This is a genomic window from Aeromonas sp. 84A (assembly GCF_051919345.1).
Taxonomy (GTDB): domain Bacteria; phylum Pseudomonadota; class Gammaproteobacteria; order Enterobacterales; family Aeromonadaceae; genus Aeromonas; species Aeromonas veronii.
Genome location: NZ_JBQBEW010000001.1, coordinates 4,038,207 through 4,060,713 on the forward strand (window position 1 = coordinate 4,038,207; position 22,507 = coordinate 4,060,713).

Below are 22,507 nucleotides of genomic sequence, written 5' to 3' on the forward strand. Positions count from 1 at the left end.
GAGAGATATGGGCAAAACGATCCTGATCGTGGATGACTCGGCAACTATTCGCCAAGTCGTGGGCATGACCCTCAAGGGAGCCGGTTATGAGGTCATGGAAGCCTCTGACGGCAAAGATGCGCTCAACAAACTAGATGGCAAGAAGATCAACCTGATCATCAGTGACGTCAACATGCCGAACATGGATGGCATCACCTTCGTCAAAGAGGCCAAAAAGCTGGCCAACTACAAATTTACCCCTGTCATCATGCTGACCACCGAGTCTCAGGACAGCAAGAAGCAGGAGGGACAAGCCGCAGGAGCCAAAGCTTGGGTGGTCAAACCCTTCCAGCCCGAACAGATGCTGGCCGCAGTCGCCAAGCTCATCATGCCGTGATCCGGAGTGCATCATGCAACTACAGAGTGAGCTACTCGACAACAAGGTGGTGGTGACCATGCCGGACGAGATCACCATTTATACAGTCAGCGAGCTGAAAGATGATCTCTCGCCCTTATTGCATCAGGGGAACGAACTGGAGCTGAATCTGGCGGCGGTATCCGAGATAGACAGTGCCGGGCTGCAACTGCTGCTGGCAGCGAAGAAGACCGCTCTGCAGCAGGGCACCTCCCTGGCGCTGGTCTGGCACAGCCATGTTGTGCTTGAACTGCTGGAGCTCTACCAACTCTCGGCCTTTTTTGGCGACCCCACCCTCATCACCCATGGCGAACGGCCCTGAGCTACCATGACAAGGAGTCACCGTGAGCATCGATCTTGATCAGGCTTTACAAACCTATATCGCCGAGGCACGCGAGTTGCTTGAAGAGATGGAGTCAGCCCTGCTATCACTGGAATCTGACCCTGACAATAGCGAGCTGATTGGTGCCATCTTCCGTGCTGCTCATACCATCAAAGGGTCGGCTGGCCTGTTTGGTCTGCAACCCATCGTCGGGTTTACCCATATCGTTGAGGATCTGCTCGACCAGATCCGCAATCAGCAGCTCACCGTCACCTCTCCTCTGATCAAGGATCTGCTGGAGAGCTGTGACCACATCCAGACGCTCATCAGTGTCGTTGCAGAACAGGGCAGCACGTTAAGCGATGGCGATGCCAACCAAGATGAACGGCTGAGGCTCACCCTCACCCGTCATCAGTGCGTCCCCCATGCCACGCTGCCAGATACTGTGCATACGCCGGAACCCAAGATCGAAAAAGAGGGAGGAATTACCAGCTCCGCCTCCCTGTGGCATATCTCCCTGCGTTTTGGCCCCGATGTGCTGCGCAATGGCATGGATCCGGCCGCATTTCTGCGCTATCTCGGCACCCTCGGAACCATATGCTCGGTGGAGACCATCCATCAGGCGTTACCGGATTGGGAGCAGTTCGATCCGGAGAATTGCTACCTAGGCTACGAGATAGACTTCGACTCGCAGGCAGACAAGGCAGCCATCAGCGATGTTTTTGAATTTGTTAGAGATGACTGCCAGATCACCATCTTGCCGCCCCACAGCAAGATCGCCGAGTTCATCAACCTGATCGAGTCGCTACCGGAAGATAGCGCCATGCTGGGCCAGTTGCTGGTCAACACCGGCGCCCTGACTGCAGAGGAGTTAGCAAGCGGTCTGCAGGCACAACAAGCGACCCCGGCAGAGCAAGCGCCCAAACTCGGAGAGATCCTGATTGCGCAGGGTGCCGTCAACGAAGCCGTCGTCGATGCCGCCCTGAAAAAACAGAATCAGACCAAAGAGAGCAAGAGCAAAGAGGGCCGTTACGTCAGGGTGCATGCCGACAAGCTGGACGATCTAATCAATCTGGTCGGGGAGCTGGTAGTCGCCAGTTCAGGAGCCAATCTGCTGGCCCAACGCACCTGCGAAAGCCAGCTGCAGGAAGCCACCTCGATCATTGCCATGCTGGTGGAAGAGATCCGCGACAGTGCACTGCGCCTGCGAATGGTGCCTATCGGCGATACCTTCAACCGCTTCCAACGGGTAGTGCGCGATGTCAGTCAGGAGCTGAACAAGGATATCACCCTGGTGATCTCCGGAGCCGAGACTGAACTGGACAAATCGGTGGTAGAGAAGATCGGCGATCCGCTGATGCATCTGGTCAGAAACTCGATGGATCATGGCATCGAATCGGCAGAGCAACGGCTGCTGGCAGGCAAACCCCCCCGTGGCACCCTGAATCTCAATGCCTATCACGACTCCAACAGTATCGTCATCGAAATTCGGGATGACGGCGCAGGTCTCAACAAAGCCAGGATCCAGCAAAAAGCCATCGAGCGCGGTCTGATCAGCCCAACCACCACGCTGACGGATCAGGAGATATACAACCTGATCTTCGAGCCGGGGTTCTCTACCGCCGAGGCGATAACCAACCTCTCCGGTCGCGGGGTGGGCATGGATGTCGTCAAACGCAACATCACTGCCCTGCGCGGCACGGTCGATCTGGACAGCATCCCGGGAAAAGGAACCCGTGTGCAGATCCGCCTGCCGCTCACCCTTGCCATCATCGACGGCTTCCTGGTGCGAGTCTGCGACACCCACTACGTCATTCCACTCGATATGGTGATCGAGTGCGTTGAATTGACCCAGAGTGCACTGTCCGATACCCAGGGTCGCAATTACATCAATTTGCGTGGCGAGGTGCTGCCCTTTATCCGCCTGCAACACTACTTCGATACCAATGGCAGCAAAGGGAGGCGCGAGAACATTGTCGTGGTCAGCCATGCAGGCAAAAAATCCGGACTGGTGGTGGATGAACTGCTGGGAGAATTCCAGACCGTCATCAAACCGTTGGGGAAATTGTTTCAGCGTCTGCAGGGCATTAGTGGTTCAACCATTCTGGGGGGGGGAGAGGTCGCCCTGATCCTCGACATTCCTTCGCTGATCCAGCACGCAATCACTCAGGAATCCTGTCAGCTCAACAGGTTGACAGTGTCGCGCAACCTGCCTCAATCCAGCATCAACTGAGGGGACCATCATGTTAAAAAATTCCACCATCAAATTGCGTCTTATCGTACTGCTCTGCATGCTCTGCCTGCTGCTGCTGGCCGTTGGCAGCCTCGGGTTATACAACATGCAGATCAGCAATACCGGGTTGCAGCGCGTTTACAACGACAGAGTGGTTCCCCTCAAGCAGCTGAAGACTATCTCCGACAGTTATGCCGTCTCGATCATCGACAACCTCAACAAGGCCAATGCGGGGCTGATCCCGGCAGAAGAGGCTTTGAAGCAGATACAACAGGCCCAGCAGACAATCAAAAACGAGTGGCATCACTACCAGTCCACAACTCTCACACCGGATGAACAGCGTTTGTCAGCCGAGGCGACAACCCTGTTCAACGCGGCCGATACCGATATTGGCAAGCTGGAGAAATACCTCGCCACCCAGCACGGCATGATTACTGGCATGCTGAACAATTTTGACGGTGCCCTCTATGGCTCCATCGACCCGATAGGCAACAAAATCACCGAGCTGGTTAACCTGCAGCTCAATGTGGCCAAGTCGGAATATACCGCAGCGCAATCCTGGTATGACGTAATGCTGATAACCATGGCGGTGGTTATCGCGGTCGGCATCGCACTCGCAGCCTGGTTTGGCACCCTGCTGATCAAAAACATCATCACCCCCATCGAACAGGCTCTACGCGTGGCCAATAGTCTGGCTGAGGGCAATCTGGATGTATCGATCCGGATAGAGTCCAACGATGAAGCGGGTCAGCTCTTGATGGCGATGGATAACATGGTCAAGAAACTGGGTGCCTTGATCACGGATATCGAGACCTTGGTCACCGCAGCTGTCGAACAGGGCGACTTCAGCCACAAGATTGCGCTGGAGGATCGTCAGGGATATATCAAGCGGGTATCCGAGCTGCTGAATCGCCTCTCCCATGTGACAGATACCAGCCTGGAAGATGTGATGCGCATCGCCACCGCGCTCTCCAAGGGGGATCTGACCCAACGGATCGATGAGCCCTACCCAGGTATTTTCGGCCAGACCAAAGACGGCCTCAACCGGACCATCACTGCGCTGACCAATATCATCGAAGAGGTACGCAACGCTGCCGACAACCTGACCAATGCCTCCAATCAGGTGAGCAACACGGCGCAGGCATTGAGCCAAGCCACCAGCGAGCAAGCGGCCAGCGTTGAAGAGACCAGCGCCTCTATCGAGCAGATGAGCGCCAGCATCAATCAGAACACCGAGAACGCCAAGATCACCGACAGCATGGCCAGCAACTCGGTGCTGGAGGCCACCGAAGGGGGCCAATCCGTTCAACAGACGGTGACCGCCATGCAGCAAATCGCCAAGAAAGTCAGCATCATCGACGACATTGCCTACCAGACCAACCTGCTTGCCCTCAACGCCGCCATTGAGGCGGCTCGCGCCGGAGAGCATGGCAAAGGCTTCGCGGTGGTTGCTGCCGAGGTGAGAAAGCTGGCAGAGCGCAGCCAGATCGCTGCGCAGGAGATTGGCGAGCTCTCCTCCGACAGCGTCAGCAAGGCAGAGCGGGCTGGCAACCTGCTGGAGAGGATCGTCCCCTCCATTCGCAAAACTTCTGACTTGGTACAAGAGATCAATGCCGCCTCAGGTGAACAAGCCAGTGCAGCCAACCAGATCAGTCTGGCCATGAACCAGCTTAATCAGGTGACACAACAGAATGCGGCCAGCAGCGAGGAGCTGGCGGCCACGGCCGAAGAGATGAGCTCACAAGCCAGCGAACTTCAGCAAACCATGGCCTTTTTTGCTCTGGAAAAAAGTGCGCAGCTCAACACCAGGCCCCATGAAACCGGCCACAAGGGCATTCCCCCCAGAGGCAGTTTCATCGCCCCCCCACAACGGGCCAGCCAGCCCAATCAACCATCATCCCATTCCATTGATGACGCGGATTTTGTCCGCTTTTAACCGGAGGCGACCATGCATACATCCACCGACATCGCGGTGCCAACAGCGGCCGCTGACGAGAGCAGTGGCGATGCCCAGTACCTGACATTTCTGATCAACAACGAGATGTTCGCCATCAATATTCTGGGGGTCAAAGAGATCATCGAATACGGCAATATCACTCCGGTTCCAATGATGCCGGGTTTTATTCGTGGCGTAATCAACCTCAGAGGAGCGGTAGTGTCGGTCGTAGACTTGAATGCCCGCTTTGGCAATGCACCTTCGGTCATCACTCGCCGCAGTTGCATCGTCATTATTGAGGGGATGGCCCCGCAGGGCGATGAACCTGTAGGTCAGGATATTGGCGTTGTGGTGGATTCCGTATCGGAAGTACTGGGTATCCCACAAGTAGATATCGAGCCCCCACCCAGTTTTGGTGCCCGCATCCGGGCCGATTTCATCAGCGGCATGGGCAAGGTCAACGGCAAATTCGTCATCCTCATCGATACCGGGAAAGTGTTGTCACTCGATGAGATGGCTCAACTCAACGAACTGGCCCAGCCACAGGCAAGGTTGCCACAAGGCAACCTGCAACCCTCCTGAGCAGGCCTCCATACTCCACGACATGCAGCATAAGGAAACGCTCATGACCCAATCACTCTTAGGAAAACTCTTCGGAGACAATGCCACCGAAGTGAGGCAGCGGACCCAGTTACTCGACGCAATCGGCCAGCTGCAACACGCAGTCCTGGCAGAGCAGGTTCCAGCACCACTCGATCTTTCCGGTATGGATAGCCCCTTGCGTGAAGTAGGACATGCCATCAACGAGGTGGTCACCTTGCTCAGTGACAAGCTGGAACAGAGCCGCAACGACATTAAAAAGAACCAGATGTTGCTCCATGAGAACCAGCTGGTTCGCAAAGCCCTCGACTGCGCCAGCACCAACGTGATGATTGCCGATACCAACCTCGACATTATCTATATGAACGAGGCTGTGACCGGCATGCTCAATCAGGCTGAGACCGACATCAAGAAAGAGCTATACAGCTTCAACGCCAATCAGCTGATGGGCGCCAACATCGACAGCTTTCATAAAAATCCCGGCCATCAGCGCGCCATGCTGGCCAAACTCAACAGCACCTACCGTACCCAGATTCAGCTGGGGGGGCGCACCTTCTCCCTGATCGCCAATCCGGTCTTCAACGATACCGGTGAACGGTTGGGATCCGTAGTCGAATGGGCCGACAGAACCAAGGAGGTGATGATAGAGAAAGAGATGTCCGACATTGTGCAGGCCGTGATCAATGGCGAGCTGCACCGCAGGATGGAACTTGCTGGCAAGAGCGGCTTCTTTCAGGCGATGGGAGAAGGGATCAACCAGATTGCCGAAGTGATCGACAGCACACTCAACGACGTCATCCGGGTCGTGCAATGTCTGGCAAAAGGTGACCTGACCCAACAGATTGAGGCGGACTATCCCGGCGTGTTTGGCACCACCAAGGATGCGCTCAACAAGACCATCGCATCGCTCACCAACATCGTCACCGAAGTGCGCGGCGCCTCTGACAACCTCTCCAGTGCCGCCGAGCAGGTAAGCGCGACCGCCCAGTCGATCAGCCAATCCAGCAGTGAACAGGCCTCCAGCATGGAGGAGACCAGCGCCTCCATCGAGCAGATGAGCGCCAGCATCAACCAGAATACCGACAATGCCCAGGTCACCGATGGCATGGCCAGCAAGGCAGCCAAAGAGGCCGTAGAGGGAGGAGAAGCGGTCAAACTAACAGTGGATGCAATGAAACAGATCGCCAGACGGATTGGCATCATCGATGACATCGCCTACCAGACCAATCTGCTGGCACTCAACGCAGCTATCGAAGCCGCGCGGGCAGGCGATCACGGCAAAGGCTTTGCCGTAGTGGCGGCGGAGGTGCGCAAACTGGCCGAACGCAGCCAGGTGGCAGCACAGGAGATTGGTGAGCTAGCCTCCAGCAGTGTCGAGATGGCGGAAAAAGCAGGTCGTTTGCTGGATCAGATGGTTCCTTCAATCAACAAAACCTCGGATCTGGTGCAGGAGATCAGTGCCGCTTCGGTAGAGCAATCCACCGGTGTCAGCCAAATCAATCAGGCCATGAACCAGTTGAGTCAGGTTACCCAGCAGAATGCCTCTTGCAGCGAAGAGTTGGCTGCCACAGCAGAAGAGATGAGCAGCCAGGCTGAACAGCTGCAGCTGGCCATGGAGTTCTTTACCCTGGAGGCCCACACCAAAGAAGGTAAAGCAGCCACCTCGCATCTTCACCCCAATACCCGAGGGCGCTTCATGAACGAGAGCAATGCCAACAGTCGGGAACGAGGCGCCACAGTCCAACGCCCCATCGGCGATGGCGATTTTGTCCGGTTCTAGTCATGGGAGAGGCGTTGCCTCTCCCATCTCCGACAACACAGGTAGAGGGACAGTTTTTTGTATCAAACCCAGCTGCATGATGATGAGTTCTCCCGTTTCCAACGCTGGCTCCATCAAACGGCGGGGATAGAGCTGTCTCCAGCCAAGAAGGCGCTGGTAGCCAGCCGCCTGGCGAAACGGCTCTGCCACTATGAGCTGGATAGTTATGACGACTATTTCCAGCTCATCATGAACGATCGCAGCAGCGAACTGCAGCTGGCGCTTGATCTCCTTACCACCAACGAAACCTACTTTTTTAGGGAGCCCAAACACTTCGAGTTTCTGACGCGGGAGATAGTCTCAGCGCTCCCGCCCGAGCAATCGCTGCGGGTCTGGAGCGCTGCCAGCTCATCCGGCGAGGAGCCCTACAGTCTGGCCATGACCCTCGCGGAAAAACGCAGCACCTTCAACTGGGAGATCCTGGCCTCCGATATCTCGTCCCGGGTGCTGGAACAGGCGATGAGCGGGCGCTACCCCATCGAGCGGGCGCAAAATATTCCACTGCCCTTTTTGATGAAATATTGCCTCAAGGGTGTGGGCCTGCAGGAGGGCATCTTCATCATCGATCGCAAGTTGCGGGACAAGGTGCAGTTCATGCAGATCAACCTCAATCAGGATCTGCCGGACATCGGCATGTTTGACGTCATCTTCATCAGAAACGTGATGATCTACTTCAACAAGGAGACCAAAGGGCAAGTATTGCAGCGGCTGGTACCCAGACTCAAACCCGGTGGCTACCTGCTGGTGAGCCACGCCGAGAGCCTGCATGGCCTGCACCACGGCCTGCAGCTTGTCTCGCCTTCCATCTATCAGAAGAGATAAGTCATGACTCGGGAGGTGATCCTGCAACCGGGAGAGCTCTTTTTTGGCAAGGAGGATGTGGTGGTCAGAACCGTACTGGGCTCCTGTATTGCCATCACCTTGTGGCATCCGGAGCAGAAACAGGGAGGAATGTGTCACTACATGCTGCCAAGTCGGCGCAATCCCTCAACCAAGCTGGATGGGCGCTATGCCGATGAGGCCCTCGCCTTGCTGCTGCAAGCGGCCAGTCACTATCCCGCCCCCATCCATGAATATGAGGCCAAGTTGTTCGGGGGTGGCAACATGTTTACCGAGCCTCAATACGCACAGAGCGACAACAATGTCGCCGCCAAAAATATTCAGGCAGCCTGGCAGCTGACCCGACACCTTGGCCTTGATATCAAGGCTCATCATCTTGGCCATAGCGGCCACCGAAGCTTGCTCTTTGAGCTCAGCAACGGCAGTGTCTGGCTCCGCCATCATCGTCTGCCACATCAACGGGAGTCGCGAGAATGAAGCAGATCCGGGTCATGCTGGTGGATGATTCCGCCGTGGTCAGACAGGTATTGCAAGCGGTGCTGGAGCAGGAGCCTGATATCCGGGTGATCGCCACAGCATCGGATCCCCTGTTTGCGCAGGAAAAACTGAAGAAAGAGTGGCCTGACGTCATCGTGCTCGATGTGGAGATGCCCCGTATGGATGGCATCACCTTTCTCACCAAGATCATGGCAGAGCATCCAACCCCGGTGGTGATCTGCTCCTCCCTCACCGAAAAGGGGGCCGAGACCACCCTGCAGGCAATGGCTGCCGGCGCGGTGGACATCATCACCAAACCGACCATGGGGATAAAAAGCTTTCTGCAAGAATCTGCCCACGACCTGGCGATGGCGGTACGTGCTGCGGCCCAGGCCAACCTCAAGCGCGTGGGCAAGCCTTCATCTGTGCCGGTCAGCACCAAACTCAACGCGGATGCCATGCTGGCGCCCAACCAGCACGCCATGGCACAAACCACAGAGCGGCTCATCGCCATCGGCACCTCGACCGGCGGCACCCAGGCGCTGGAAGCCGTGCTGACTGCCTTGCCCCGGGTCAGCCCCGGCATTGTCATCGTGCAGCACATGCCGGAAAAATTTACCGCCATGTTTGCCGAACGCCTGAACGGGGTCTGCCAGATAGAAGTACGGGAGGCGAGAAACAATGACCGGGTGATACCGGGGTTGGCGCTGATTGCCCCCGGCGGCAAGCATATGCTGCTCAAACGCAGCGGTGCCTACTATCACGTCGAGGTAGTCGACGGGCCGCTTATCAACCGCCATCGCCCCTCGGTGGATGTGCTGTTTCGCTCCGTCGCCAAATATGCTGGCAAGAATGCCACCGGCATCATCATGACCGGCATGGGGGATGACGGTGCCCGGGGATTGCGCGAGATGCTGGATGCGGGTGCCAACACCTATGCCCAGGATGAGGCATCCTGCGTGGTCTTCGGCATGCCAAAGGAGGCGATCAAGCTGGGAGCTGCCCGTCATGTACTTCCCTTGCAAGAGATGCAATACGCCATCCTCGGCAAGTAATCCCTTATCGCGCGTTTTGAGCATAAAAAAGTCCGGCTCCCCAAGGGGAGCCGGACTTTTTACATCAACCGGAACCAATCCGGTATCAGGCGAGCAGATTACTCTGCAGCAGGCGCTTCTTCTGCGGCCGGAGCTGCGTCAGCAGCAGGTGCAGCCGCTTCGGTCGGGGCGTTCGCCTCCTTGATGGAGAGACGTACACGGCCCTGACGGTCCACTTCCAGTACCTTCACCTTGACCACGTCACCGATTGTCAGGTGGTCAGCCACGTTCTGCACGCGAGCGTCGGTGATCTGGGAGATGTGTACCAGACCATCTTTGCCCGGCAGAATGTTGACGAATGCACCGAAATCGGCCAGACGAACAACTTTACCTTCATAGATGCGGTTCACTTCGATCTCGGCGGTGATAGCCTCGATGCGACGGATCGCTTCCATGGCGGCTTCGTTGGCCACGGCGGAGATACGTACAGTACCGTCATCATCCAGCTCGATGTTGGTGCCGGTCTCTTCGGTCAGCGCACGGATCACGGAACCACCCTTACCGATCACGTCCTTGATCTTCTCAGGATTGATCTTGATGGTGTGGATACGCGGTGCAAAATCGGAGATCTGGGCACGCGGAGCCTGGATAGCTTCATCCATCACTTTCAGGATGTGCAGACGAGCTCCACGAGCTTGCTTCAGAGCAATCTCCATGATCTCTTTGGTGATGCCTTCGATCTTGATGTCCATCTGCAGCGCGGTCACACCTTCGGTGGTACCTGCTACTTTGAAGTCCATGTCGCCTAGGTGATCTTCGTCACCCAAGATGTCGGACAGCACGACGAAACCTTCTTCTTCCTTCACCAGACCCATGGCGATACCGGCAACGGAGGCCTTGATCGGCACACCGGCATCCATCAGCGCCAGAGAGGAACCACAGACAGACGCCATGGAGGAGGAGCCGTTGGATTCGGTGATTTCAGACACCACGCGCACCACGTACGGGAACTCGGCGGCGCTCGGCATCACGGCAGCAACGCCGCGCTTGGCCAGACGGCCGTGACCGATTTCACGACGCTTCGGGCTACCCATCATGCCGGTCTCACCGACACAGTATGGCGGGAAGTTGTAGTGCAGCATGAAGCGATCGGCACGGTTGCCGGTCAGCTCGTCGATGTTCTGGGCGTCACGCTCGGTACCCAGAGTGGCGACCACGATGGCCTGAGTTTCACCACGGGTGAACAGGGCAGAACCGTGGGCACGGGGCAGAATACCGGTACCTACGCTCAGGGCGCGGATCATTTCCGGATCGCGACCATCGATACGCGGCTCACCACGTACTACGCGACCACGAACGATGCGGCTTTCCAGGCTGTGGAACTCTTCGCCGATCTTCTTGGCATCTTCTTCCACGCCGGAAGCGATAACTTGCTCAACCACACGACCCTTGATGGCCGCGATGGTTTCGTAACGAACTGCCTTCTCGGTGATGCGGTAGGCTTCACCCAGTTCGGCGCTCGCCAGCTCGGCAACCTTGGCTTTCAGCGCTTCGTTGACGGCAGGCGGAGTCCAGTCCCACGGCTTGGTGCCGACGGCAGCGGCAAACTCGTTGATCGCATTGATCACGGTCTGCATCTGCTCGTGACCGTACACAACGGCACCCAGCATTACCTCTTCGGAGAGGATGGCCGCTTCGGACTCAACCATCAGTACCGCGTTGGCAGTACCGGCAACCACCAGATCCAAATCGCTCTGCGGCAGTTCGGTGGTGGTCGGGTTCAGCACATACTGACCGTTCATGTAACCCACGCGAGCAGCACCGATCGGGCCGCCAAACGGGATACCGGAGATGGCCAGTGCAGCAGAGGCACCGATCATGGCAACGATGTCGGGGGATACGGCCGGATTCACGGACATTACGGTCGCAACGACCTGAACCTCATTGAGGAAGCCTTCCGGGAACAGCGGACGAATAGGACGGTCGATCAGACGGGAGATGAGGGTCTCGCCTTCGCTCGGACGGCCTTCACGACGGAAGAAACCACCCGGGATACGACCAGCAGCATAGGTACGCTCCTGGTAGTTGACGGTCAGCGGGAAGAAATCACGGCCGTGATCGGCCTCTTTCTTGCCGACTACGGTCACAAATACGCAGGTATCGTCCATGCTGACCATAACGGCCGCAGTGGCTTGACGGGCCATCACACCGGTTTCCAGAGTGACGGTGTGTTGACCGTACTGGAATGACTTTACAATAGGATTCACGTGAATTTCCTTTTTACAATTTGGCTCTTTAAATTCGCGCACAAGTATACTTGATTCGATGCAAAAGGTAAGCGGCGACGCGAATTCTGTGAGGCAGGCAACGGCTTGAAGAGCAATAAAAAAGGGGAACCTGACGGTTCCCCTTTTTCGCGAAATCTGATGGTCGATTAACGACGCAGACCCAGCTTGGCGATCAGAGCAGCATAACGCTCGGAATCTTTACGCTTCAGGTAGTCCAGCAGCTTACGACGCTGGGAAACCATGCGCAGCAGACCGCGACGACCGTGGTGGTCCTTGGAGTGCTCTTTGAAGTGACCTTGCAGATGGTTGATCTGGGCAGTCAGCAGGGCAACTTGCACTTCGGGGGAACCGGTGTCGTTGGCGCAACGAGCGTTGTCAGCAACGATTTGAGCTTTGATCTCAGCATTTAGAGACATGGTAATACTCCAGTAGAGTGTTTAAAGGTTCACAGCCAATCTCTAATTCAGCCGTGAAATGAGGGCGGTATCATAATCGTCCCCGCCCCTTTTCGCAACGATAAAGAGGCGAAACGGGAAAGACGCCCTGATACCGCCTGAGGATCACTCCTCGTCGTGATAACGCACCAGTCGCTTGGGAGCGACGCGGCCATCATCATCAATCTCGCCAACCCCGATGAACTCGCGCTCCGGGCCGACCGTCATGCGAACCTGACCGCTTTGCGGCGCACCCGCCACCTGCACGGCCTGGCCCTGATTCACATAGGCAGCCACAACCGCCAGCATGTTCACCTCGGGCAAGCTTGCTACGGCGGTGTCCATCGGCAGCAACAGCGGATCCAGCTGCTCGCGCGGCGGGATGCTCTCGGCCTTGGCCTGCTCGAAGATGCACTCGAGCTGCTCCAGAGTCAGCATCCGCTCGTACGGATAGCTGGCCACCTGGGTACGGCGCAACTGGGTCACGTGGGCGCCACAACCCAGCACTTCACCCAGATCATCCACCAGAGAGCGGATGTAGGTGCCTTTGCTGCAGTGCACTTCAAGGCGCACTTCATCACCTTCGAAGCTCAGCAGTTTGAGCTCGAAGACGGTGATGGGACGGGCTTCTCGCTCGATCTCGATGCCTTCGCGGGCATATTCGTAGAGCGGACGGCCGTTGTGCTTGAGCGCGGAGTACATGGAGGGCACCTGCATGATGGGGCCGCGGAACTGGTCCAGCGCCTCGATCAGGGTACCGACAGCCACGTTCACCGGACGGGTGGAGACCACCTCACCATCGGAGTCGCTGGTATTGGTGCGCTCGCCCAGTTTAGCGGTCACCTCATAGCGTTTGTCCGCTTCCAGCAGATACTGGGAGAACTTGGTGGCCTCGCCGAGGCAGATCGGCAGCATGCCGGTCGCCAGCGGATCCAGTGCGCCGGTGTGACCGGCCTTGGCTGCGTTGTAGATGCGCTTGACCTTCTGCAACACATCGTTGGAGGTCAGACCGGTCGGCTTGTCCAGCAGCAGAATGCCGTGCACATCACGGCCCTTGAAACGACGTCTTCGGGTCATCTCAGGCTTTATCCTCAGTCGTGTCATCCGGTGCGGATTCTGCTTCTTCGTCACGGCCGGATTCGGCCATGCGACGCTTGTCTTCACGCACAGTGTTGGTCACCAGGTTGGAGAGACGCATCCCCTCGACCAGGGTCTGGTCGTAGTAGAAACGCAGCTCGGGCACCACGCGCAGACGCATGGCACTGCCCAGCAGACTACGGATATATCCGGCTGCTTCGGTCAGACCCTGCAAGCCTTCCTTGATGCGCTCGGCATCATTTTCCAGTTGCAAGAAGGTGACATAAATCTTGGCATAGTTGAGGTCACGGGACACTTCCACATCGGAAACGGTCACCATGCCGATGCGCGGGTCTTTCACCTCGCGCTGCAGGATCAGCGCGATTTCACGCTGGATCTGCTGTCCGACCCGACGGGTCCGGCTGAATTCTCTGGCCATATTCTATCCTGCGATAAAAGGGGGCCGCGGCCCCCTATTTTGTCTAACTCTCGGCTTACAGAGTCCGTTGGATTTCAACAGTCTCGTAAACTTCGATCTGGTCGCCTTCGCGCACGTCGTTGTAGTTCTTGACCGCGATACCACACTCGTAGCCGTTGCGAACTTCGTTGACGTCATCCTTGAAGCGGCGCAGGGATTCCAGCTCGCCTTCATAGATAACCACGTTATCACGCAGAACGCGGATACGGTTGGAACGCTTGACCACACCTTCGGTAACCATACAGCCGGCAACAGCGCCGAACTTCGGAGACTTGAAGACGCTACGCACTTCAGCCAGACCGATGATTTCCTGACGATACTCAGGGGCCAGCTTGCCGCTCATGGCCTGCTTCACTTCGTCGATCAGGTCATAGATGACGGAGTAGTAACGCAGATCCAAGCTCTCGGATTCGATGACCTTGCGCGCAGATGCGTCGGCACGGACGTTGAAACCAACCAGGATGGCGCTGGAAGCAGCAGCCAGGGTCGCGTCGGTTTCGGTGATACCACCTACGCCGGAACCCACGATCTTCACCTTCACTTCGTCGGTGGAGAGTTTGACCAGCGCATCGCAGATCGCTTCCACAGAACCTTGTACGTCGGCCTTGATCACCACGTTCACTTCGGATACTTCGCCCTCGGTCATGTTGGCGAACATGTTTTCCAGCTTGGCCTTCTGCTGGCGAGCCAGCTTGACTTCGCGGAACTTGCCCTGACGATAGAGCGCCACTTCACGGGCTTTCTTCTCGTCACGGACAACGGTGGCTTCGTCACCGGCAGAGGGAACGCCGGACAGACCCAGGATTTCCACCGGCAGGGACGGACCCGCTTCCTTGATCTCGCGACCCAGTTCGTCACGCATGGCGCGAACACGGCCGTACTCGAGACCACACAGAACGATGTCGCCCTGACGCAGAGTACCTTCTTGTACCAGTACGGTAGCAACCGGACCACGACCTTTATCCAGGAAGGATTCGATCACGACGCCGTTGGCCATGCCGTCAACCACCGCTTTCAACTCCAGTACTTCAGCCTGGATCAGGATGGCTTCCAGCAGGTCGTCGATGCCTTCGCCAGACTTGGCGGACACGTGCACGAACTGGCAGTCTCCACCCCAATCTTCGGACATGACGTTGTAACGGGCCAGTTCGGTCTTGACGCGATCCGGATCCGCTTCCGGCTTGTCGATCTTGTTGACCGCAACAACCAGCGGCACACCGGCCGCCTTGGCGTGCTGGATAGCTTCGATGGTTTGCGGCATCACGCCGTCGTCAGCTGCAACAACCAGAACAACGATATCGGTCGCCTTGGCACCACGAGCACGCATGGAGGTAAACGCCGCGTGACCCGGAGTATCCAGGAAGGTGATCATGCCACTGTCAGTCTGGACGTGGTAAGCACCGATATGCTGGGTAATACCACCGGCTTCGCCAGCAGCAACCTTGGCTTTACGAATGTAGTCGAGCAGCGAGGTCTTACCATGGTCAACGTGACCCATGATGGTAACGACCGGTGCGCGCGGCTTGGCTTCGGAGGTCTCGTCACGATCGGACAGTACCGCCTCTTCCAGCTCGTTCTCACGACGCAACACAACCTTGTGACCCATCTCCTCGGCGACCAGCTGAGCGGTCTCCTGGTCGATCACCTGGTTGATGGTGGCCATGGCACCCATCTTCATCATCACCTTGATGACTTCAACGCCCTTGACGGCCATCTTGTTGGCCAGCTCGGCCACAGTGATGGTCTCGCCGATGACGACGTCGCGGTTCACCACGGCAGCCGGCTTGTTGAAGCCGTGCTTCATGGCGTTCGGCATGGCAACCTTGCCGCGCTTGCCTTTACGGGCACGCGGGTTGCGAGAATCGCGATCATCTTCACGACGACCGGCTTTCTTCGGTGCCTTGGCAGCTGCGGCAGTGCGGCGGCTGGTCTCTTCTTTCCGATCCAACTCGTCTTCTGCGGCTTGCGCATGCTTGTTGGTGGTCAGATGGTAGTCGCTGCTCTCTTTGGCGCGAGCGGCCTCTTCTTCAGCCCAGCGGGCTGCGTTCTGTTCCGCCATGAGACGAGCCTCTTCGGCTTTCTTCGCGGCGAGTTCTTCAGCTTTTTTCAAAGCTGTTTGTTCCTGTTGGCGCTTCAGTTCTTCTGCTTCGCGCTTGGCCATCTTTTCTGCCTCTTGCTGAGCTGTGCTACTGGCTGCTTTGGCGGGCTGTGAAGCCTGTCGAGCCTTTGATTGTGCCTCGATCCGCGCCTTTTCCTCAGCTTCACGACGAGCTTGCTCAGCCTCACGGCGAGCCTTCTCTTCAGCTTCGAGGCGAGCCTTCTCTTCGGCCTCGCGACGAGCTTTTTCTTCTGCTTCCAAACGCGCTGTTTCCTCGGCTTCCGCCTGACGCTGTTCATCTTCCAGCGCCGAGCGTCTTACATAGGTGCGAGACTTGCGCACTTCTACCTGCACTTCCTTGTTCTTGCCGCCAGTACCCTGAACACTGATGGTGCTCTTGGTCTTGCGCTGCAAGGTCATGCGGGCAGGTGCGGCGACCTCGTCACCTCCATGCTGTTTCTTCAGGTGTGCCAGCAGAGCCTGTTTCTCAGACTCGCTGACCATGTCGTCGGCCTTGCTCTTGCTGATACCGGCATCGACAAACTGCTGGAGAAGACGATCAACCGGTGTGTCGATGTCAGTGGCAAGTTGTTTGACTGATACTTCTGCCATTCATTTTCCTCCGTTTGATCTTACTCGGACTGCTCTTCTCCGAACCAACAGATATTGCGAGCAGCCATAATGAGCTCACCTGCCTTCTCGGCAGTCAGCCCTTCAATATCAGCAAGGTCATCGATACCTTGCTCAGCCAAATCTTCCAGGGTGCCCACGCCACGGCCCGCCAGAGCGTAAGCCAGTTCGCGGCTCAGACCGTTCAGATTGAGCAGCTCTTCGGACGGCTCAACGCCATCGAAAGACTCTTCTTTGGCCAGTGCCTTGGTAGTCAGGGCATCTTTGGCGCGCTTGCGCAGCTCTTCGACCATGTCTTCATCCAGACCGTCGATAGCCAGCAGCTCGTTGACCGGTACAAAGGCGATCTCTTCCAGGGTAGAGAAGCCCTCTTCCATCAGCAGACCTGCGAAATCGTCGTCGATGTCCAGGGTGCTGGTGAACAGGTTCATGATGCGGTCGTTTTCGGCCTGGTGCTTGGCACGCATGTCCTCAACGGTCATCACGTTCAGCTCCCAACCGGTCAGCTGGGAGGCCAGACGCACGTTCTGACCATTTCGACCGATGGCCTGAGCCAGGTTGGCAGCTTCCACGGCGATATCCATGGTGTGGTTGTCTTCATCAACGATGATGGAGGCCACATCGGCAGGTGCCATGGCATTGATCACGTACTGGGCCGGGTTGTCATCGTACAGCACGATGTCGGCGCGCTCACCGCTCAGCTCGGCGGAGACAGCTTGCACACGGGCACCGCGCATGCCGATACAGGCACCAATCGGGTCGATACGACGATCGTTGGTCTTCACCGCGATCTTGGCGCGGGAACCCGGATCACGGGCAGCGCCCATGATTTCGATCATCTCTTCACCGATCTCCGGTACTTCGATACGGAACAGCTCTTTCAGGAAGTCCGGGCTGGAACGGCTGACAAACAGCTGGGAACCGCGGGCTTCCGGACGCACAGCATACAGCAGGCCACGGACACGATCGCCCGGACGGAAGGTTTCACGCGGCAGCATGTCATCACGGAAGATCACGGCTTCAGCATTGCTGCCCAGATCCAGGATGACGTTGTCGCGGTTACTCTTCTTGACCACACCACTGATGATGGTGCCTTCTTTATCTTTAAACTGATCAACTACTTGTGAACGCTCGGCTTCGCGCACTTTCTGCACGATGACCTGCTTGGCGGTCTGGGTAGTGATACGGTCGAAGGTTACAGAGTCGATCTGGTCTTCAACATACTCACCGATCTGGATCTCCGGCTGATCAATCTGCGCCGCTTCCAGGGTGATTTCAGCATAGGGGTTCTCCATCGCGGCTTGATCCGCAATGACTACCCAGCGGCGATAAGTGTCGTAGTCACCGGTCTTGCGATCGATTTCGACCCGAACTTCAATCTCGCCTTCATATTTCTTCTTGGTCGCAGTCGCCAGCGCGGTTTCCAGAGCCTGGAAGATCTTCTCACGGGGTACCGCTTTCTCGTTGGATACTGCGTCAACGACCAGCAAAATCTCTTTATTCATATCCGATAGCCTCGTTAACCAAAGTTCGGCACTATGTTCGCTTTTTGGATATTGGTGAAAGCCAACACGTCGTCCTTACCATCTACTGTCAGGGTGATCATGTCGCCTTGCACAGCTTTGATTACGCCTTTGAACTTGCGGCGGTTGTTTGTTGCCATCCGAAGCGTTACCGCCGCCTCTTGGCCAACGTATTTTTCGAAATGGGCAACCTTGAACAGGGGACGATCCAGGCCTGGGGAGGATACCTCGAGGTAATACTCCTCGGTGATGGGATCTTCGACGTCCATGATGGCGCCAACCTGATGGCTGACCTCAGCACAGTTCTCGACAGTCACACCCTGCTCGCCGTCGATATAGACACGCAAGGTGGAGTGTTTACCTGCACGGATAAACTCAATACCCCAAAGTTCAAAACCCAAGGCAACGACCGGAGCCTCGAGCAGATCGGTCAAACGTTGTTCCAACGTAGCCAAAGTCACCCTCCGAAAAACAAAAAAAGGGCATAAAGCCCAGATAGATATCGATTCAGAGTAAATTGCACATAACAAAAAGCCCCGATGTCAAATCGGGGCTTGGCGCTTTACCCTGATTGTCGCCTCGCAGCGACCGCCTTCCTGAGCGTAGGAAATGCGTGAAATTTGGTTGCGGGGGCCGGATTTGAACCGACGACCTTCGGGTTATGAGCCCGACGAGCTACCATGCTGCTCCACCCCGCGTCCGAAATCGTGCGAGATTATAGCCACTTCACTCTCTCGATACAAGACTGACTGGCTATAATACACTCGGTTTCCCGAGCTCACTGCTTAATTGGTGCCGTGGGCGGGACTCGAACCCGCACACCCTAGAGCACTACCCCCTCAAGATAGCGTGTCTACCAATTCCACCACCACGGCAAAACTCTTACTCGGGAACGTCAGTATCTTTCTTAACTGGCGCTTTGCTCTGCTCAACCTGTTGGGTTTGTTGCAGATTTTCCCACTCACTACCCTGCTTTACCTTGTTGCTGGACATAGATCCGAGCACCAGGCTGATAACGAAAAACAGAGTAGCCAAAATTGCTGTTGTTCGGGTCAGGAAACTGCCTGAACCACCGGAGCCGAATACTGTGTTCGATGCCCCTGCGCCGAAGGAGGCGCCCATATCAGCCCCTTTACCTTGCTGAATCATCACCAGACCAATCAGAGCCAGTGAAACCAGCAGATAAACGACTAAAAGAATCTCGTACATTTAACTTGCACCCTTTGCCGCTTCAACAATTCCTAAAAACGCATCGCTATCGAGGCTTGCTCCGCCAATCAGTCCGCCATCAATGTCGGGTTGGGCAAACAAATCTCTCGCGTTGCTCGGCGTTACGCTCCCACCATAGATGATTCTAACTTTCTCACCTATTACCGGAGTATCCTCCGCCAAGCGACCACGTATAAAGGAATGAACCTCTTGTGCCTGCTCGGGTGTGGCGCATTTACCTGTACCTACAGCCCAAATCGGCTCGTAGGCGATGATAGCATTATCGAAATGCCATCGCGCCATTTTTCTCTATGACGATATCCAGCTCTTCAGCGATCACCTCGAAGGCTCTTCTCGCCTGCCTCGCCGCACCTGATTCACCTAAACAGAGGATGGGAATCAAGCCTGCCGCTCTGGCTGCCGCAAACTTCTCTGCGACGATAAAACTGGTCTCACCAAAGAGACGCCTGCGCTCGGAGTGCCCTACCAATACGTAACGACACCCTGCCTCAACCAGCATCTGACACGAGATTTCTCCAGTGTAAGCGCCAGTAGCGTGCTGACTCACATTCTGAGCCCCCAACTTTATTACCTTCTGCTCATTGAGCAGTGAAGCGCTAAAATCGATATGCACATGGGAAGGACATAGAACCACATCTACTTTTCCGTCAACGCCATTTAGGCACTGACCCGTAAACTGCTCTAACTGCGACCTACTACCGTGCAACTTCCAGTTGGCTGCTACAAACGGCTTGCGATGTCCCATCGGCAACTCCCTTGCGAAAGCGGGGCTGATAATATCCAGAGGATGCTCAGCTGACAAGTGCTATTTTTAAATTTTTGAATCGTTTGAACAAGATACAATCAGGGCGGCTAAAAAGTCGCCCTGACTGTTCATTAAAACGCCGATTCAACCTGCTTGGCGATGCGCTGAGCCATGTCACGTACCTGCTGTTCATGCTCCCCTTCGACCATGACCCGGATCAGCGGTTCGGTACCTGATTTACGCAACAGTACGCGACCACGACCAGCCAGCTCCTGTTCCACCTTGGCAACCTCAGCCATGACAGCATCCGCGGCCAGCGGATCCTTGCCTTCGGCAAAGCGAACATTCACCAGCACCTGCGGGAACTTGCTCATGCCGGAGCGCAGCTTGGCAAGCGGCATCTCGGCACTGCGCATGGCGGTAAGTACCTGCAAGGCAGCCACGATGCCATCACCCGTAGTGGTCTGATCCAGACAGATAATGTGGCCGGAGTTCTCGCCACCGATACGCCAGCCCTTCTCTTCCATCATCTCCAGCACATAGCGGTCACCCACCTTGGCACGGGCAAACGGGATGCCCAGGGTTTGCAGCGCCAGCTCCAGACCCATGTTGGCCATCAGGGTGCCGACGACACCGCCTTTGAGGCGACCATTGCGCAGGGCATCGCGCGCGATGATATAGAGTACTTCATCACCGTCGATGAGATAGCCGGTATGGTCAACCATGATCAGACGATCACCATCACCATCAAAGGCAACCCCCAGATCGGCCTTGCACTCCAGCACCTTGGCCACCAGAGCGTCAGGTGCAGTCGAACCGACACCATCGTTGATGTTGAGACCATCCGGGGCACAGCCCATGGTGATCACTTCAGCACCCAGTTCGCGGAAAACCGACGGCGCAATGTGGTAAGTGGCGCCGTGGCCACAGTCGACCACCATTTTCACCCCATCCAGATTCATGTGGGAGGGGAAGGTGCTCTTGCAAAATTCGATATAGCGACCGGCGGCATCATCAATGCGCACTGCTTTGCCAAGTTCGGCCGACTCGACACACTTGAGCTCGTGATCCAGCTCGGCTTCGATAGCCAGCTCGACATCATCAGGCAGTTTGGTGCCATCGGCGGAGAAGAACTTGATGCCGTTGTCATAGAAGGGGTTGTGGGAAGCGCTGATGACGATGCCAGCTTCGGCACGGAAAGTGCGAGTCAGGTAGGCAACCGCCGGTGTTGGCATGGGTCCCATCAGAATGGCTTTAAGGCCTGCCGCGGAGAGCCCCGCTTCCAGCGCGGATTCCAGCATGTAACCGGAGATGCGGGTATCTTTGCCAATCAGCACCTTTTTGGTGCCCTTCTTGGAGAGCACCTTGCCGGCAGCCCAACCCAATTTCATTACAAAATCAGGGGTGATCGGGTATTCGCCAACCTTGCCGCGCACACCATCGGTACCGAAATACTTTCTTGCCATTGTCTGTTCTCTTTATTATTTGGAAATAAAATCTTGTCCCGTCATTGCCAGCCAACCGACGCGCAATGCGTCCATGGTCTCCCGTACATCGTGTACCCTGATGATGCGGGCCCCATGCTGCATGCCGATAAGGGCGCATGCCAGACTGCCCGCAAGACGCTCATCCACCGGACGGCCCAGCAGGTTGCCTATCATAGACTTTCGCGACATCCCCACCAATAGCGGCAAGCCATAATCAAGCAGTTCCTTTTGAGCCGCCAACAGCTGATAGTTGTGTGCAAGGGTTTTGCCAAAGCCATATCCCGGATCCAGCAACAGCTCTTCACGACGGATCCCGACCGCCAGACAAGCCGCAATACGCTCATCAAAGAAGGCGCGTACCTCCCCGATCAGGTCGTCATAGTGCGGCTCGACCTGCATGGTTCTCGGCTGCCCCTGCATATGCATCAGACAGACCGGAACCCGAGCTTCGGCCGCGGCTTGCAGTGCTCCAGGTTCTTGCAGTGCCCGCACATCGTTAATCAGATGGGCTCCCGCCTTGCAACCCTCCCACATCACCGCCGCTTTGGAGGTATCGAGGGAGATCATCACATCCAGCTCACGGACCATCTGTTCCACGACAGGAATGACCCTGTCCAGTTCCTCCTGCTCGCTCACTTCGGGCGCACCAGGGCGGGTTGACTCGCCACCGATGTCGATGAGGGTCGCACCGTCAGAGACCATCTGGCGCGCATGGGCCATTGCCCGTTCAAACTGGTTGAAATTACCGCCATCAGAGAAGGAGTCGGGCGTCACATTGAGGATCCCCATAACATGGGGACGATCGAGGGAGAGGCTGAGCCCCTTGCTGGTTAACTGCATTTTCACATCCATCTGATAAAGA

Annotated in this window: 19 protein-coding genes, 2 tRNA genes and 1 pseudogene; 9 read left to right on the top strand and 13 right to left on the bottom strand. The window is 56.5% G+C overall.

Annotation, left to right across the window (positions count from 1 at the left end; all coding sequences use genetic code 11):
* The first annotated feature begins 7 nt into the window (after positions 1 to 7).
* The 9 genes from ACTG20_RS18240 to ACTG20_RS18280 are packed head-to-tail and all read left to right on the top strand — an operon-like array spanning position 8 to position 9,676.
* On the top strand, positions 8 to 376 hold the full coding sequence (locus ACTG20_RS18240) for a response regulator (RefSeq protein WP_005338778.1): 369 nt from the start codon (positions 8 to 10) through the stop codon (positions 374 to 376).
* Between the two features lie 13 nt (positions 377 to 389).
* A complete protein-coding gene (locus ACTG20_RS18245) occupies positions 390 to 716 on the top strand; it encodes an STAS domain-containing protein (protein WP_194496583.1) in 327 nt (108 codons plus the stop codon).
* A gap of 22 nt (positions 717 to 738) precedes the next feature.
* Positions 739 to 2,949 (top strand): chemotaxis protein CheA, encoded by a 2,211-nt coding sequence (locus ACTG20_RS18250; protein ID WP_194496584.1) that lies wholly within the window; start codon positions 739 to 741, stop codon positions 2,947 to 2,949.
* 10 nt (positions 2,950 to 2,959) lie between these two features.
* Entirely contained in the window at positions 2,960 to 4,885 is a 1,926-nt protein-coding gene (locus tag ACTG20_RS18255) for a HAMP domain-containing methyl-accepting chemotaxis protein (RefSeq protein WP_194496585.1), read from the top strand.
* A 12-nt stretch (positions 4,886 to 4,897) separates the two neighbouring features.
* Positions 4,898 to 5,467 (top strand): chemotaxis protein CheW, encoded by a 570-nt coding sequence (locus ACTG20_RS18260; RefSeq protein ID WP_194496586.1) that lies wholly within the window; start codon positions 4,898 to 4,900, stop codon positions 5,465 to 5,467.
* Positions 5,468 to 5,510: 43 nt separating this feature from the next.
* Positions 5,511 to 7,265: a methyl-accepting chemotaxis protein gene (locus ACTG20_RS18265; RefSeq protein WP_194496587.1), complete on the top strand. Its 1,755-nt coding sequence runs from the start codon at positions 5,511 to 5,513 to the stop codon at positions 7,263 to 7,265.
* Positions 7,266 to 7,322: 57 nt separating this feature from the next.
* Positions 7,323 to 8,126, top strand: a complete 804-nt coding sequence (locus ACTG20_RS18270) for a CheR family methyltransferase (protein WP_005349557.1) — start codon at positions 7,323 to 7,325, stop codon at positions 8,124 to 8,126.
* 3 nt (positions 8,127 to 8,129) lie between these two features.
* Positions 8,130 to 8,621, top strand: coding sequence for a chemoreceptor glutamine deamidase CheD (cheD, locus tag ACTG20_RS18275; RefSeq protein WP_005349556.1), 492 nt, complete (start codon positions 8,130 to 8,132; stop codon positions 8,619 to 8,621).
* Positions 8,618 to 9,676, top strand: coding sequence for a protein-glutamate methylesterase/protein-glutamine glutaminase (locus tag ACTG20_RS18280; RefSeq protein ID WP_005338795.1), 1,059 nt, complete (start codon positions 8,618 to 8,620; stop codon positions 9,674 to 9,676). Before cheD ends, ACTG20_RS18280 begins: the two co-directional genes overlap by 4 nt.
* Positions 9,677 to 9,774: 98 nt before the next feature.
* Here ACTG20_RS18280 and pnp read toward each other — a convergent pair whose 3' ends face one another.
* From pnp to folP, 13 genes and pseudogenes are all read right to left on the bottom strand, one after another.
* Complete coding sequence (gene pnp / locus ACTG20_RS18285; RefSeq protein WP_005338796.1) at positions 9,775 to 11,922, bottom strand: polyribonucleotide nucleotidyltransferase; 2,148 nt, start codon at positions 11,920 to 11,922, stop codon at positions 9,775 to 9,777.
* Between the two features lie 167 nt (positions 11,923 to 12,089).
* Entirely contained in the window at positions 12,090 to 12,359 is a 270-nt protein-coding gene (gene rpsO / locus ACTG20_RS18290; RefSeq protein WP_005338797.1) for a 30S ribosomal protein S15, read from the bottom strand.
* Between the two features lie 144 nt (positions 12,360 to 12,503).
* The gene (gene truB, locus ACTG20_RS18295; RefSeq protein ID WP_005338798.1) at positions 12,504 to 13,454 is read right to left on the bottom strand and encodes a tRNA pseudouridine(55) synthase TruB; all 951 of its coding nucleotides are present in this window, start codon (positions 13,452 to 13,454) and stop codon (positions 12,504 to 12,506) included.
* A gap of 1 nt (position 13,455) precedes the next feature.
* Positions 13,456 to 13,893, bottom strand: a complete 438-nt coding sequence (rbfA, locus tag ACTG20_RS18300; protein ID WP_005338799.1) for a 30S ribosome-binding factor RbfA — start codon at positions 13,891 to 13,893, stop codon at positions 13,456 to 13,458.
* Between the two features lie 55 nt (positions 13,894 to 13,948).
* Entirely contained in the window at positions 13,949 to 16,642 is a 2,694-nt protein-coding gene (infB, locus tag ACTG20_RS18305; RefSeq protein ID WP_005338806.1) for a translation initiation factor IF-2, read from the bottom strand.
* A 20-nt stretch (positions 16,643 to 16,662) separates the two neighbouring features.
* The gene (nusA, locus tag ACTG20_RS18310) at positions 16,663 to 18,165 is read right to left on the bottom strand and encodes a transcription termination factor NusA (protein ID WP_005338808.1); all 1,503 of its coding nucleotides are present in this window, start codon (positions 18,163 to 18,165) and stop codon (positions 16,663 to 16,665) included.
* A 14-nt stretch (positions 18,166 to 18,179) separates the two neighbouring features.
* Complete coding sequence (gene rimP / locus ACTG20_RS18315) at positions 18,180 to 18,638, bottom strand: ribosome maturation factor RimP (protein WP_005338809.1); 459 nt, start codon at positions 18,636 to 18,638, stop codon at positions 18,180 to 18,182.
* A gap of 166 nt (positions 18,639 to 18,804) precedes the next feature.
* Positions 18,805 to 18,881, bottom strand: a tRNA-Met gene (locus ACTG20_RS18320).
* Positions 18,882 to 18,973: 92 nt separating this feature from the next.
* A tRNA-Leu gene (locus ACTG20_RS18325) sits at positions 18,974 to 19,058 on the bottom strand.
* Positions 19,059 to 19,065: 7 nt separating this feature from the next.
* On the bottom strand, positions 19,066 to 19,392 hold the full coding sequence (gene secG / locus ACTG20_RS18330; RefSeq protein WP_159157528.1) for a preprotein translocase subunit SecG: 327 nt from the start codon (positions 19,390 to 19,392) through the stop codon (positions 19,066 to 19,068).
* Positions 19,393 to 20,158, bottom strand: a pseudogene (gene tpiA, locus ACTG20_RS18335) (triose-phosphate isomerase).
* A gap of 131 nt (positions 20,159 to 20,289) precedes the next feature.
* Positions 20,290 to 21,624: a phosphoglucosamine mutase gene (gene glmM / locus ACTG20_RS18340; protein ID WP_005338823.1), complete on the bottom strand. Its 1,335-nt coding sequence runs from the start codon at positions 21,622 to 21,624 to the stop codon at positions 20,290 to 20,292.
* Between the two features lie 15 nt (positions 21,625 to 21,639).
* The gene (folP, locus tag ACTG20_RS18345; protein ID WP_194496589.1) at positions 21,640 to 22,485 is read right to left on the bottom strand and encodes a dihydropteroate synthase; all 846 of its coding nucleotides are present in this window, start codon (positions 22,483 to 22,485) and stop codon (positions 21,640 to 21,642) included.
* Between the last annotated feature and the right edge of the window lie 22 nt (positions 22,486 to 22,507).